The sequence below is a fragment of the Acinetobacter sp. CIP 51.11 genome (genome assembly GCF_000369665.1).
In the GTDB taxonomy this organism is placed as follows: Bacteria; Pseudomonadota; Gammaproteobacteria; order Pseudomonadales; family Moraxellaceae; genus Acinetobacter; species Acinetobacter lwoffii_S.
This window is the reverse complement of record NZ_KB850129.1, coordinates 181698-195578: the sequence shown is the minus strand read 5'-3', so window position 1 is coordinate 195578 and position 13881 is coordinate 181698. Positions and strand designations below refer to the sequence as shown.

Here is a 13881-nt window from a genome sequence, read left to right as displayed (position 1 = left end):
TCTTTTTGAATAAGAAAAACCCTGAATGATGCAAGATTATTCAGGGTTTAATTTATCTATTTATTCCCAGATTTAGTTCGCTTCAACTGCCGTTGAGGCAATATGCTGAGCCAGTAATTCTCTGAGTTTAAACTTCTGGATTTTTCCCGATGGGGTCATCGGAATATCCTCCCAGATTTCCAGGCGTTCCGGAAGATACTGCATAGCCAGATTATGAGTTTTCAGGAAATCTACCAGCTCATTAAAACTTAACGGCTTTGTCTGATCTTTCAGCTTGATGATTGCACAGGAACGCTCGCCCATTCGCTCATCTGCATAAGCCACTAAAGCTACTGTGGCGATATTCGGATGCTTATAAAGTAGTGATTCAATTTCCGCGACCGGAATATTTTCTCCACCACGAATAATCACATCCTTCTTACGTCCGCAAATCCGAATATAGCCATGCTCGTCCTGATAGGCAATATCGCCAGTATCAAACCAGCCTTCGGCATCCGTATCATTCAAATGTGGACGTTTTAAATAACCGCCAAAATTTGAACAGGTGCGGATCATCAAACGCCCGGATTCATTCACGGCTTTGGTCTGACCTTTTTTATTCACGATCTTGATTTCAACACCAGGTAAAGCGATGCCATCCGTATTGAAAGAGTGTTCATCCTCATCTTCAGGTCGGGTCAGCGTCACTGCACCACATTCGGTCATACCCCAAGCGGATATGACTTTAACGCCCAGAATTTCCCGGGCTTTTTGTACCAATGGCCCCGGAATGGGTGCACCAGCACACAGGAAAATTTTTAGTGAATCAACCTTGTCATGCTGTTCCGCCACGGTATTGGACAAATCATTCAAAAATGGGGTCGAGGCCATGGTGAAATTCACCTGATGCTGATGAATTAGATCCACTGCTTTGGCTACATCCCAGCTTGGAAACATGGGACAACTTGCAAGCTGATTTCTTTGATTTTTATGGTCAGGCCTTAAATAAGCTGGCTTTTGATGATGTGGTTACCCTAATTCGTCTGCTCAATAAAGTAAATGATGGTTTAAAAAGTATTCATCTGCATAAAGAAACGGATCAGGAATAAACAAATAGAAATATAGCTTTAATTGAAGAATATAAAAAAGAGCCTGAATTCAGGCTCTTTTTTATAAATTGAAATTATGCCTTTTGTGGATCGTATTGACGGTCTTTAATGAATATCCCGGACACTGCGCCACACAAGAAATAGGCACCCCCCATAATCAGGAAGCCTAAGCCAATTGAACCACCGCTGGCTGCCGCGCCAATAATTGCAGGGGCAAACATGGCGCCGATACGACCTGCATTATAAGCACCGCCTACCGCAGTACCACGAATCGAGGTGGCGAAGCTTTCTGTCATATAAGTGGCATTAATCGCATATGGAATGCCGTATAGGAATCCAAAGAATATCAGCAGATAGGCAATGTTATCTGGCGTATTGAATAGCACAATCACGGGCAGGAAAATCGCCGTTCCAATTGCTCCAAACGAAAAGACAGCGCGTCTACCCAGACGGTCTGCGGCAAAGCCCGCCAGAATTTTTCCGAAAATCATCGCCACATAAGTACCAATCATATAGCCGGCCATAGATTTAAAATTCATGTGCAATTCAGATTCCAGATATGCCGGCATCCAGTTGTTTACGCCATAGTAGCCAAATTGCAGAAAACCGGCCGTAAAGATCCACAAAATAAACATTCTGCGATTCGCAGGATCCGCGAAAATCTCTTTGACTGTGCTTTTTTTGGCGGGTTGCTGTGCTGTGATTTCAGCTGGGGCATATAGACGCTGCAAACGTGCACGCTGCCAGGATTCTGGCTCAGGAACCAGTTTCTGGATAAAAATCGCCATAACCGAGGGAATAATGGCAATAAAAAACAGGGTTCGCCAGCCATATTCTGGAATGATCCAGCCTGCCAGTACAGTGGCCACAATATAACCGACGGTCCATCCTGCCTGTAAGGTACCTAAAACCGTGGTGCGATATTCAGTTGGAACATATTCAGCCATGAGCGTATTGGCTGCAATATATAAAGAGCCTATGCCAAAGGCAGAAAGAAAGCGTAAAACAGCAAATTGTTCAAAGTTCTGTGCAAAGCCTAAGGCTGCGGTCAATATGGAAAATACCAGAATCGAAATGACTACGGTACGTACACGGCCCAGACGGTCACAGGCCCAGCCACCCATAAAGCCACCAATCGCCATACCTGCTAAGGTAAAACTGCCTAGTGTACCGGCCTGCAGATTACTGAGACCAAACTCTGCTTTCAGGCTATTTAAACTGAAAGACAGCAGCAACATGTCCGCGCCATCTACCAGTAAAGCCAGAAAGGCGAAAATAAAAGCAATTTGCTGCGTTCGTTTGGTCGTAGGTTTAATCTTTTCTAATTCTCTCGCTAAATCCGTCATATTTAAATCTCTGTTTTCCTATCCTTAGGTTTCCATGATCTTTTATATTTAAAGCTATTCCGCTAATGAATATGCTTTAAGGCTAATCCGTTTTTAATTCACTTGATTGACTCCTTTTTTAATCCTGTCTGGGAGATCGCTTTTTCCTTTTTATCAGTGACCTCTTGTTCTTCGTTCATACTTATATTTGCATCAGGCTAAAGAAAATAAGATGAATATTCATCATTTTAGATGTTTTATTTTGTTATACGAAATTTATTATCATAAAGTTGATTGTTCTTTCATTTTCATATAGCTTTAAAAAGAGGGATAAGAACGATATGTCATTTGAATATGATCGAACAGGGAACGTAATAATGGGTGCCTTAACAGGATTTCGTGTACTGGATTTAAGCCGGATTTTGGCTGGGCCCTGGTGTAGCCAGATTCTGGCTGATCTGGGTGCAGAAGTGATCAAGATTGAAAAACCGGATCATGGGGATGATACCCGTATCTGGGGACCACCTTGGCTTAAAAACAATCACCAGCAAGATACCCATGAATCGGCTTATTACCTGTCAGCCAACCGTGGCAAGCATTCGGTTGCAATCGATTTATCTACACCTGAAGGTCAAAGTATTATCAAAAAACTTGCTGAACAGAGTGATGTAGTCATTGAAAACTATAAAGCCGGTTCGTTGAAACGATATGGGCTGGATTATGAAAGTCTGAGCCAGCTAAATCCGCGACTGGTATATTGTTCCATTACCGGTTTTGGCCAGAACGGTCCGCGTGCGCAAGAGCCGGGCTATGATTTTATCGTTCAGGGAATGGGTGGCATGATGAGTGTCACTGGCGAACGTGATGACCTGCCCGGTGGTGGCCCACAAAAAGCGGGTCTGGCCTTTGCCGATTTGACCACCGGCTTATATGCCGCAATTGCCATTCAGGCGGCTTTGTTGTCCCGTGAGAAAACCGGTGAAGGTCAGTATATTGATATGGCGCTGCTGGATACCCAGGTTGCTTCCCTCTCTGTTCTGGCCATGAATTATCTCACCTCAGGCAAAGTACCCGGTCGCTTCGGAAACGCGCATGCCAATATTGTGCCCTATCAGGTGTTCAAAGCCCAGGAAGGTGAATTTATTATTGCCTGTGGTAATGATCTGCAATTTCAAGCTTTGTGTCAGGCCGTTGGTCTGGCTAAGGTGGCAGAAGATCCTCGCTTCTTAAAAAATTCTGGACGTGTTACACATCGTGAAGAATTGACCACAGTTCTACAGGCTCATTTCTATACTAGACCGGCAAAAACCTGGGTGGATTTAATCCATGCGGTTAAAGTGCCGGTAGGAATGATCAATGACCTGAAACAGACTTTGCAAGAAAAACAGGTATTGGCACGTGATATGGTGATTCAGATGCCGCATACCTTACGTGAAGATTACACTTCAATCGGTTCACCGATTAAACTTTCCAAGACACCGGTAGAATATAAAAAGGCCCCACCTTGTCTGGGTGAAGATACCGATGCCATTTTGAGTCAATATTTAAGTTCTGCTGAAATGGAAGAACTGAAAAGCAAAAAAGTCATCCAGCAGCGATAAGCCTGCAAGCAGTAAAAAAGGAATCTTTCGATTCCTTTTTTATTTTAAATCTAATGGACTAGATCATTCCTTAACAGGTTTTGGCACTCGACTGAACAGTACGAGGCAGCTCGCGACGCAGAATTTTTCCTACTGCAGACTTTGGTAGTTCGGACACAAATTCAATGAATTTCGGCAGTTTATAACTGGTCAGTTGCTGCTTCAGATAAGTCATGACTTCATCTTGGGTCAGAGTTTCATCCTGTTTCACAATAAATGCCTTGGGTACCTGTCCAGATTTTTCATCATCAATACCAATCACTGCACATTCCAGTATATTAGGATGTTTGGACAGTACGCCTTCCAGCTCATTGGGATAAACATTAAATCCGGACACCAGAATCATGTCTTTTTTGCGGTCCAGAATGGTGATATAGCCTTGTTCGTCCATACAACCGATATCACCTGTCAGGAAGTAACCATCTTTGGTAAATACCTGTGCTGTTGCTTCCGGTTGCTGCCAGTATCCTTTCATCACCTGTGGACCACGTATGGCGATTTCTCCAGCCTGATTAAGCTCTACAGGTTTTCCTTCATCATTCAGAATCAGAATTTCAGTTCCTGCCAATGGCAAGCCAATCGTGCCACTAAATCGCCGGCTTAAAGGCGGGTTAAAAGTTGCAGTTGGTGAGGTTTCAGAAAGTCCGTAGCCTTCATAAATCTGGCAGCCTGTGACCTCATACCATAAATTTGCCGTATTTTTTAAAATCGATGCTCCCCCGCCAGTTGTAGTTTTCAGGTTTGAATGATCCAGTTCACGAAAACGTGGATGATGTCCCAGTGCATTAAACATGGTATTCACCCCAGGGAAAACAGTGGGTGGATGTTTCTGGTATTGATCCACCAAAGCATCCAGATCTCTCGGATTTGGAATCAAGACATTGGCAAAACCACGGCTTAAACCATAACTGAACAGGCAGATGGTAAATCCATAAATGTGATACAGCGGCAAGGCACAGAATACATATTCATTTTCAGTGGCATAGCGGTCACCAAAATGGCTGATAAATACGGTACTGTTCTGGGCGATATTAAATAAAATATTGCGATGGCTCAGTTCTGCACCTTTAGAAACACCTGTGGTACCTCCCGTGTATTGCAGAATGACCGTATCTTCCTGATGCTGTACAGGTGTTTTGAAATCAATAATTTCTACCTGATTTATTGCCTGCCTAAAGTCAAAGAACTGTTTATCCGGATATTGTGTTGCCTGACTATAAATAGCACTTTGCTGCTCTTGAATAAAATCCGGCGAATGCGTCGAAATAACATATTTGAGTTGAGGACATTCCTCTAATGCTGTTAATTGCTCCAAAGTCTGTCCAAGGATAATCAAGGCTTCTGCACCTGAATCCTGTAGCTGATGATAGAGCTCGCGCTGGGTGTACATGGGGTTGACATTGACCAGCACATAACCGGCCCGAATAATGGCAAAGGTAGCGATTGGATATTGAATAATATTCGGTAACATCACCGCAATACGGCTGCCAGCAGTCAGCCCAAGACTCTGTAAATAGCTAGCCAGTTTCTGGCTATACACATCGATATCTTGATAGCTGAATTTACGATCCAGATAGATAAATGCGGTTTTATCCTGAAATTTCACCAAATTCTCAGCAATTGTCGTGCTCAGGGTTTTCTCAGGATCTGGCCGGGTAAACTCCGGATTGATATTCCACTTTTTATATTCTTCCATCCATGGCTGACTGCTCATGACTATACTCCTGTCCTGGATTTACAATTATTTTGTATTATTTAAACCATAAGATTTTGATTTTAATTAAATATTTTTACACCACTTTCTGCTGTCTCGATTCAACATACTGGTAGTGATAACCGCTACGAATAAAATGCTGATTTTTATCCCTAAATGAATGAGCATAATCCGGCCAGACCAAAGTCAGCTTGCGACTGACCGGGTCCAGATACCAGCTTTTACAGCTTTCCGATAACCAGACACTACCTTGCGAAAGCTGCTGTAGCTCCTGCATATAGCTATTTTCAGCTTCTTGATCTGCTTCAAAGACCTGAATCTGTTCCTGCTCAAAAAACTGCAAGGCATCCAGCACCAGATCAAACTGGGTTTCCAGAAAATAAAGTGCTGAATTATGTCCACTGCCTGTATTTGGCCCATTCAGGATGAACAGGTTTGGAAAGTTGTGTACGGTCGTTGACTGATAACCCTGCATACCGCTGGACCATTGCTGTTCCAGGCTTAAACCCTGTTTACCCACCACCTTTGCGGCATAGGGTGGACGTGCCGCTTCAAATCCTGTCGCAAATACGATGATATCTGCAGAAAATTTATTTCCAGCCTGGCTTAATACACCGTCTTTCATAACTTCTGCCAATGCTGAGTCTTCAAGTGTGACATTTGGTTTTAGAAAAGTCGGATAATAATCATTAGAAAGCAATAAGCGCTTACAACCAGGTTCATAATTCGGCGTAAGTTTGCGCTGTAATTCAGGATCTGAAATCTGATGTTTTAAGAATTGCAGGCAGTTTTTCTTGACCCGCTCAATCTGGCTTTTCAGATTACGGCGCTGGGCAAAATTGTATTCATTGCCCCAGAACAAGGAATGTCTGAGGGCCGACATACTGTCCGGATCTTTGCGGAAAAGCTGTTTTTCTGACTCAGAATAAGCTCGGTCTGGTCGGGGCAAAATATATGGCGCACTACGTTGCAATACGGTCAGGCTTTTGGCTGTTTTGGAAATTTCCGGCACAAGCTGGATGGCAGAAGCACCAGAACCCACCACAACGACATGTTGATTTTCCAGATTCAGCTCGTGGTTCCAGCGCGCGGAATGCATCACTTGGCCTTCAAATTCTTCCAGCCCCGGAATTTTCGGGAGATGCTCATCTGCCAGATGCCCGGTTGCGGTAATTAAAATCTCAGCCTGATACAGACCTATAGAGGTGTGAATTTCCCAGATGCGTTCTCGTGCATTCCAGCTGGCCTTTTCCAGTTGGGTATGAAAATTAACATGGGGCCGGATATTTTCCTGATCACAGCATTGAATTAAATAGCGCTGAATTTCTACCCCTTGTGGAAAGACACGCGACCAGTTGGGATTTTTAATAAACGAGAAAGAATATAAATGGGAAGGTACATCACAGGCGACTCCGGGATAGGTATTGTCACGCCAAGTACCGCCCACTTCTGCTGCACGTTCAATGATTTTAAAATCGTGGATGCCCTGCTGTTTAAGGCGGATTGCCATTCCCAAACCACCAAAACCGCTGCCTACAATTAGAATCTTGCTGCGCTGTCCTTTAGCTTGCATTATTTATCTCCTTTAAGGCATATAAGGCTGGATTTTTTGATTCACCGGATATTGTTCTGGATGCTGGCTAAACTGGTTTACCAGTTGCACCACTTCGGCTGGCGCTTCGACATAGAGCGCATGTCCTGAAGAAATTTCGATATAGCGACTGTTCGAAATTGAAGCAAACAGCAGTTTAGCTTGCGCTACAGGCACCATGCGGTCTTCACGACAGGCAACGACTAGAGTCTCTGCACAGATGTCGGATAAAGCTGATGTAATATCAATGCGATAATTCAGTTCACGCTGTTTGGCTGCATCTTGGGATGGTTTAACAAAGCGTGCCAGATCCAACACCTGCTGTTCGCTTCGTGCAGACAGATAATCATCGCTATACAGGCAATAATTGACAAAATGAGGCAAGGCCGCAGATTGTTCAGTAAATAATTGCTGCCAAATGACAGTACGTAGTTGTTGCACCGAGCTGGTTTTGGCCCAACCGGCTAACAGGATCAAACGCGCTACGCGCTGTTTTAAACTGGCTGCTACTTGTGCAGCAATCACGGCACCGAGTGAATAGCCGACCACTGTAATGATTTCATCTTCTGCAACCGCATGCTGAATCAGTGCTTCAACCTGCTGGCTAAAATCGGTCACCTTTAGATCAGCTTTATCGGGGGTATGCAAATCAATGGATAAAACCCGCTGATGAATACCCAGCATCGGAAAAATATAGCTGAAATGCTTGTCGGTATTTCCACCGGTGCCATGAATCAGAATAATAGTGGGAAATGCAGAACGCTGTCCGACTTCATGAAAAGTAAGTTGCAGATCAGCATAAGGAAACTGTCGAGTAATCATGTCTAAATCCATATAGACTCCTGATCTTGTTATTTTATGGTTTATTCAATACCGAAGAATAACTCTCAATATTTGAATGAGGTTAGGATGCAAAAATTATTAAAAAAAGACCCACGACACGAGTATCGTGGGTCAAAAGGTTTAATCGAATTTGAACTCTTCAGGTTCAAGTAAAAACAGGCTTTCACCACCTGCCTGAATATTGGCAAAGTGGGTTGAAGTTCTTGGCAAAATACGTGCAAAGAAGAATTGTGCAGTTTTGATCTTGGCTGCATAGAACGGATCAGTATTACCTTCTTCAATTTTCTGCTGCGCAGTAATTGCCATTTTCAGCCACAGATAAGCGGACACGACATAACCAGAGAAATATAGGTAGTCAACTGATGCTGCCCCAATTTCATTGGCAGACTGCTGAGCCTGCTCCTGAATGGTTCTGGTTAATTCCAGCCATTGTTCAGTCAACTGGCTGACTTGTGCAACTTGCTGGCTAAACTGGGCATGTTGTTGATGTTCTTTTACAAAGCCTTGAATTTCCTCGGTTAATGCGGTCAACAGACCCAATTTTGAACCTAGAACTTTACGCGCCAGCAAGTCAATGGACTGAATTTCAGTGGTTCCTTCATAGAGGCTGGCAATACGTGCATCACGGGCAATCTGTTCCATGCCATGTTCAGCAATATAACCGTGACCACCGAAAACCTGCATACCATGTTTAGCCGCTTCTATGCCGGTTTCAGTCATTAATGCTTTGGCAATTGGGGTTAATAATGCCAGACGGTCTTCAGCTGCTTTCTTTTCTTCCGGGCTGTCAGTGGCTTCAGCGATATCGGCATAGGTCGCCAGATAATATGCAAGTGCACGTGAACCTTCTGCAAACACCTTTTGAGTCAGCAGCATGTTACGTACTGCCGGATGCACGATAATCGGATCTGCAGGCTGGCCTGGCACTTTTGCACCTTCAAGAGAACGCATCGCCAGACGGTCTTTGGCATAAGCCAATGCCCCCTGATAAGAAGATTCTGCTGCTGCCAAGCCTTGAATAGCTGTACCGATACGTGCCGAGTTCATAAAGGTAAACATGCAGTTCAGACCGCGATTTTCAGGCCCAATCAGGAAACCTTTGGCATTATCAAAATTCAGCACACAGGTCGCATTGCCGTGAATGCCCATCTTGTGTTCAATGGCGCTACACACCACACCATTACGGGAAGCCACATTACCTGCTTCATCCAGATTGTATTTCGGCACAATAAACAGCGAAATACCTTTGGTTCCCGCAGGTGCATCTGGCAAACGTGCCAGTACGATATGCACGATATTTTCAGCCAGGTCATGTTCACCGGCTGAGATAAAGATTTTCTCACCACTGATGCTGTAACTGCCGTCTTCATTTGGCACTGCTTTGGTACGGATTAAACCTAGGTCAGAACCGGCATGAGATTCAGTCAAGCACATGGTTCCCGTCCAGCGACCTGCAATTAAAGGTACCAGGAATTTCTGTTTCTGTTCATCGCTACCGTGGTGCTCTAAAGTACGCATGGCACCATGGGACAGGCCTGGGTACATGCCCCAAGACCAGTTGGTTGCAGTAATAATTTCAGAAATAGCAATCCGGTATAAAGTTGGGAAGCCCTGACCGCCATATTGTTCATCACCGGTTAAAGAGGTAAAGCCGAGTTCTACATATTTGTCATAAGCTGCTTTAAACCCATCTGGAGTAGTTACGACGCCATCCTGCAAACGGCAACCCTGCTGGTCGCCTGTCGCATTAATCGGTAGAAGTTCGTTTTGGCAAAAGTCCGCAGCGACTTCCAGATATTGCTCCATAATATCCATAGAAACCTTGTCTGCGAATTTTGCATAGCCCTGATATTTCTGTTCAACGTTTAACAGGTCTTTCAGCACGAACTTCATGTCTTTTAATGGCGCAATATAATTTCTCATCGTAATTCCCTTGTATGAGTTCTAATTTGTATATTTATGACTATTAATTTCATAATACGAAATTATGTTTTAAATCCACTATAATATAATTTAAAGAATAAAATCTAGTCATTCGATGAAATTTCCCATTTAAAAATAAAAAATATACAGGATGAAAAAAAGCCATTCATGGTGGAATGGCTTTTCTATACAGCGACTGCACTAAGGCTGATTAACGTGGAAAAAATTGAGCTAAACGCTGATGAACGATCTGCTCTGCCTCCTGCATAATATTTTCAATCAGCGTCTGACAAGTCGGAATGTCATGAATCAATCCCATCACTTGACCTGCAGTCAGTACACCAGCATCAATATCGCCATTTTCTAAAGCGAGCTTGCCTTTTAAACCGCTGACATAAGGCCGAATCTGTTCAAACTCCAGATTTGGATCTTCACTCATTTTAACCACTAGATCAGATACCGCATTTTTGGCAACACGGGCAGTATTCCTGAACTGTCGATATAGCAGATGCGTCGCCCTTTCATCATTATCGACATAGAACTGTTTGATGTTTGGATGGATCGGCGCTTCCTGAGTGGCACAAAAGCGAGTACCCATATTGATGCCTTCAGCACCTAAAGCCAAAGCTGCGACCAGACCACGGCCATCAGCAAAACCGCCACTGGCCACAATCGGCACAGTGAGCTGATCAGCAGCGGCAGGAATTAAAATCAGGCCAGGAATATCATCTTCACCCGGATGGCCCGCACATTCAAAACCATCAATCGAGATGATATCCGCACCGATTCTTCGCGCTGAAAGCGCATGACGGACTGAGGTACATTTATGAATGACAATAATGCCACGTTGCTTAAATGCCTCAATATGTTCATGAGGCTTGTTGCCCGCCGTTTCTACGATCTTGATACCGCTTTCAATGATCGCCTGTCGGTATTCTGCATATGGCGGCGGATTCACGGCGGGCAATAAAGTCAGATTGACTGCAAAAGGCTGATCGGTCATTTCTCGGCAGCGTGCAATTTCCTTGACCAAGGCTTCAGGCGTCGGTTGAGTCAATGCCGTTAATGTTCCCAAGCCACCTGCATTAGATACGGCACTGGCCATTTCTGCGGTACCGACCCACATCATGCCACCCTGGATAATTGGATAGCGAATGCCTAAAAGCTCGGTAATACGGGTCTGAATTTTCATAAATGCTCTCCTTAGCATCCGGTAAATTGTGCAGGGCGTTTTTCGACAAAAGCCTGGACACCTTCTTTATAGTCCTGACTGCTCAGAGCCAGATATTGCAGGTTTTGTTCCAGCTCCAGTTGCTGGTCCATGTTATTTTCAGCACTGCGTTGCAAGGCCTGTTTGGTTAAAGCCAGCGCATAAGTCGGCTGTTGAGCTAATTGCTGTGCAATGTCGTCGATATAAGCATCAAATTCTGTATCTGGAAGCATTTTCCAGATCATGCCCATTTCAGCAGCCTCTTTGGCATGTACAGGTTCCCCCAGAAAAGTGAATGCCATGGCACGTGCATAACCGATTAAACGTGGCAACATCCAGGTGCCACCGGCATCAGGAATCAAGCCAATTTTAGAAAAAGCCTGAATAAATCGGGCACTTTCCTTGGCAATGACCAGATCACAGGCCAGCGCGATATTGGCACCTGCACCGGCAGCCACACCATTCACTGCTGCGATCACCGGTTTGGGACTCTGGCGGATCAGGTTAATCAGGGGATTATAGTATTTGGCCAGCGAGCCTTGCGGTGGCAAAGGCACATTACCGAGCTGTCCAGCACGTTCTTTTAAATCCTGTCCCGCTGAAAACGCCCGGCCATTACCACGGATCACAATCACCCGAATATCCGGAGCTGTATTCCAGTTTTTCAGCACCTGCTGCACTTCCTCATGCATCTGCCGGTTAAAACTGTTGAGTGAATCCGGGCGGTTAAAGCTTAAAGTTGCGACGCCTTGCTTAACCTGAGTTTGAATCGTTTCCCACATCATTAATTTCCTTATTTTTTTGCTTGTATCCCTACAATTAATAGCCTTTATTGACATCTACCTGATGGCATAAATCCAGCCCGAGATTTAAGCGTCGGTCATTTTCCAGAATCTGTTCCACCACCACAGACATGGGCGCATGTGAGGCAACATGTGGTGTAACAACGATCTTTTCATGCTGCCAGAATGGATGTTCAGCGGCTAAAGGTTCCTGCTCAAATACGTCGACAATTGCACCACGTAAGTGGCCGGAATCCAGTGCATTGAGTAGATCCTGTTCAATTAAATGCTGGCCTCTCCCGACATGAATTAAAGCCGCTTGTTCAGGCAGTTGCTGAAATAATTCAGCAGAAAGAATGCCAGTATTTTCTTCAGTGAGTGGTAGCAGATTAATCAGAATCTGGCTTTGGGCCAGGAACTCAGAAAGTTGTTCTGTACCTACATAACTTTTGACCTGATCAATATCTTTTGGGGAATTGGACCACCCAGACACCTGATAGCCCATGTCGGCAAAACGTTCTGCCACATAACCACCCATATGGCCAAGGCCCATAATCCCGATCTGGATATGATGGCTATAACTTTGACGATACTGTTTCCATAGCTGCTGCTTTTGCTGCTGGGTCATGCGGTCAAAATAACGCTGGAAATACAGCACGCCCCAGAGCAGATAATCAAACATGCCCTTTTGATGATGTGGATCCAGTACCCGGCAGACTGACTGGTCAGATCTAATCTCGTTTAAATTTAAATGTTCGACCCCTGCAGCAATCGAATGAATCAGACCAAGCTGTGGTAGCTGCTGCACTTTTTCCAGATCTGGAAACCAGGCAGCAACAGTGGTCGCCTGTTCAGCTTCCGGGCTGTCCACTGTACAGAAACTGCCAGCAGGCGCATATTTCTGAAAAGACTTCACCAGAATTGCTTCAATATTCGGCACAGTACTGGATATCACAATCATGATGCATACTCCGTATATTGATGCTCAATCAAAGACAAAGCGGCCTGCCAGGCACGCTGTAAAATCGGTTCAACTAAAGGACTGGCGAACTGCTTGGCAGTTTTAATTCGGACTTCTTCTGCTGGATAATACAGTTCGGCACCGCCACTTAAGGCCTTCACCTGCGCCTGACAGGCACGCTCCAGAAAATAGATTTCATGAAAAGCCCGTGCAATCGTTTCGCCAGCCGTTAAAAGTCCGTGATTGCGTAAAATCATGGCGCGATGGCCGCCCAGGTCCTGAATCAGGCGCTCCTGCTCATCTGTTGACAGTGCCACGCCTTCATATTCGTGATAGGACACCTGCTGATAAAATTTCAGCGCATGCTGGGAAATGGGAAGAAGTCCGTGTTTCTGTGCAGAAACTGCTATGCCATCTGCGGTATGCGTATGAATGACACAGTTCAGATGAGCATGTGCTTCATGAATTGCGGAGTGGATGACGAAGCCAGCCATATTCACCGGCTTGTCCTGTTCATAGCTTTCTACCACTTGCCCTTCATGATTAATCTTGACCAGCGTTGAGGCACACATTTTTTCAAAAGCGATACCATACTGATTAATCAGAAAACAGTCAGGCTGATCAGGGACTCTTAAACTGATGTGAGTATCAATCAGGTCCGTCATCCGGTAATGCGCAATAATGCGATAAAGCGCTGCGAGTTCACAACGTGCCTGCCATTCAGCATCTGTGACGAGATTTTTTATTGTCATCGTTCCATCCTGGAAAAATATAGCATTTCGATCACTATCTGTTATATCATAA

The 13881-nt window shown here is 44.6% G+C and carries 10 protein-coding genes and 2 pseudogenes; 2 read left to right on the top strand and 10 right to left on the bottom strand.

Features of this window, described 5'->3' with window-relative positions; translation table 11 throughout:
* Window positions 1–72: 72 nt before the first annotated feature.
* Window positions 73–924, bottom strand: a pseudogene (locus F894_RS04730) (AMP-binding protein); the annotation flags it as partial.
* A 2-nt stretch (window positions 925–926) separates the two neighbouring features.
* On the opposite strand from F894_RS04730, the pseudogene F894_RS15040 reads away from it, so the two are divergent.
* A pseudogene (locus F894_RS15040) lies at window positions 927–1088 on the top strand (MarR family transcriptional regulator); the annotation flags it as partial.
* Window positions 1089–1162: 74 nt separating this feature from the next.
* Here F894_RS15040 and F894_RS04725 read toward each other — a convergent pair.
* The gene (locus F894_RS04725; protein WP_004730944.1) at window positions 1163–2434 is read right to left on the bottom strand and encodes an MFS transporter; all 1272 of its coding nucleotides are present in this window, start codon (window positions 2432–2434) and stop codon (window positions 1163–1165) included.
* 356 nt (window positions 2435–2790) lie between these two features.
* Here F894_RS04725 and F894_RS04720 point away from each other — a divergent pair, with 356 nt between their 5' ends.
* Entirely contained in the window at window positions 2791–4014 is a 1224-nt protein-coding gene (locus F894_RS04720) for a CaiB/BaiF CoA transferase family protein (protein WP_034438134.1), read from the top strand.
* A gap of 70 nt (window positions 4015–4084) precedes the next feature.
* On the opposite strand, the gene F894_RS04715 is transcribed toward F894_RS04720, so the two are convergent.
* The 8 genes from F894_RS04715 to F894_RS04680 form a co-directional block, all read right to left on the bottom strand.
* Window positions 4085–5767, bottom strand: coding sequence for an AMP-binding protein (locus F894_RS04715; protein ID WP_005246347.1), 1683 nt, complete (start codon window positions 5765–5767; stop codon window positions 4085–4087).
* Window positions 5768–5843: 76 nt separating this feature from the next.
* A complete protein-coding gene (locus tag F894_RS04710; protein ID WP_005246345.1) occupies window positions 5844–7340 on the bottom strand; it encodes a flavin-containing monooxygenase in 1497 nt (498 codons plus the stop codon).
* Between the two features lie 12 nt (window positions 7341–7352).
* Window positions 7353–8192, bottom strand: coding sequence for an alpha/beta fold hydrolase (locus tag F894_RS04705; protein WP_005246343.1), 840 nt, complete (start codon window positions 8190–8192; stop codon window positions 7353–7355).
* Window positions 8193–8321: 129 nt separating this feature from the next.
* Window positions 8322–10124, bottom strand: coding sequence for an acyl-CoA dehydrogenase C-terminal domain-containing protein (locus tag F894_RS04700; RefSeq protein WP_005246342.1), 1803 nt, complete (start codon window positions 10122–10124; stop codon window positions 8322–8324).
* Between the two features lie 211 nt (window positions 10125–10335).
* Window positions 10336–11316 carry an NAD(P)H-dependent flavin oxidoreductase gene (locus tag F894_RS04695; RefSeq protein WP_005246340.1) on the bottom strand — a complete coding sequence of 327 codons (981 nt, stop codon included), beginning with the start codon at window positions 11314–11316 and terminating at the stop codon, window positions 10336–10338.
* 11 nt (window positions 11317–11327) lie between these two features.
* The gene (locus F894_RS04690) at window positions 11328–12116 is read right to left on the bottom strand and encodes an enoyl-CoA hydratase-related protein (RefSeq protein WP_081401190.1); all 789 of its coding nucleotides are present in this window, start codon (window positions 12114–12116) and stop codon (window positions 11328–11330) included.
* Between the two features lie 37 nt (window positions 12117–12153).
* Entirely contained in the window at window positions 12154–13077 is a 924-nt protein-coding gene (locus F894_RS04685) for a 2-hydroxyacid dehydrogenase (protein ID WP_005106944.1), read from the bottom strand.
* Window positions 13074–13829 (bottom strand): class II aldolase/adducin family protein, encoded by a 756-nt coding sequence (locus F894_RS04680; protein ID WP_005246336.1) that lies wholly within the window; start codon window positions 13827–13829, stop codon window positions 13074–13076. Before F894_RS04680 ends, F894_RS04685 begins: the two co-directional genes overlap by 4 nt.
* Window positions 13830–13881 lie beyond the last annotated feature (52 nt).

What these genes read in the sequence shown, in the direction of transcription:
- F894_RS04685 (WP_005106944.1), bottom strand. Translation starts at nt 13,077, where the DNA reads ATGATTGTGATATCCAGTACTGTGCCGAATATTGAAGCAATTCTGGTG.
- F894_RS04715 (WP_005246347.1), bottom strand. Translation starts at nt 5,767, where the DNA reads ATGAGCAGTCAGCCATGGATGGAAGAATATAAAAAGTGGAATATCAAT.
- F894_RS04725 (WP_004730944.1), bottom strand. Translation starts at nt 2,434, where the DNA reads ATGACGGATTTAGCGAGAGAATTAGAAAAGATTAAACCTACGACCAAA.
- F894_RS04700 (WP_005246342.1), bottom strand. Translation starts at nt 10,124, where the DNA reads ATGAGAAATTATATTGCGCCATTAAAAGACATGAAGTTCGTGCTGAAA.
- F894_RS04710 (WP_005246345.1), bottom strand. Translation starts at nt 7,340, where the DNA reads ATGCAAGCTAAAGGACAGCGCAGCAAGATTCTAATTGTAGGCAGCGGT.
- F894_RS04705 (WP_005246343.1), bottom strand. Translation starts at nt 8,192, where the DNA reads ATGGATTTAGACATGATTACTCGACAGTTTCCTTATGCTGATCTGCAA.
- F894_RS04695 (WP_005246340.1), bottom strand. Translation starts at nt 11,316, where the DNA reads ATGAAAATTCAGACCCGTATTACCGAGCTTTTAGGCATTCGCTATCCA.
- F894_RS04690 (WP_081401190.1), bottom strand. Translation starts at nt 12,116, where the DNA reads ATGTGGGAAACGATTCAAACTCAGGTTAAGCAAGGCGTCGCAACTTTA.
- F894_RS04680 (WP_005246336.1), bottom strand. Translation starts at nt 13,829, where the DNA reads ATGACAATAAAAAATCTCGTCACAGATGCTGAATGGCAGGCACGTTGT.
- F894_RS04720 (WP_034438134.1), top strand. Translation starts at nt 2,791, where the DNA reads ATGGGTGCCTTAACAGGATTTCGTGTACTGGATTTAAGCCGGATTTTG.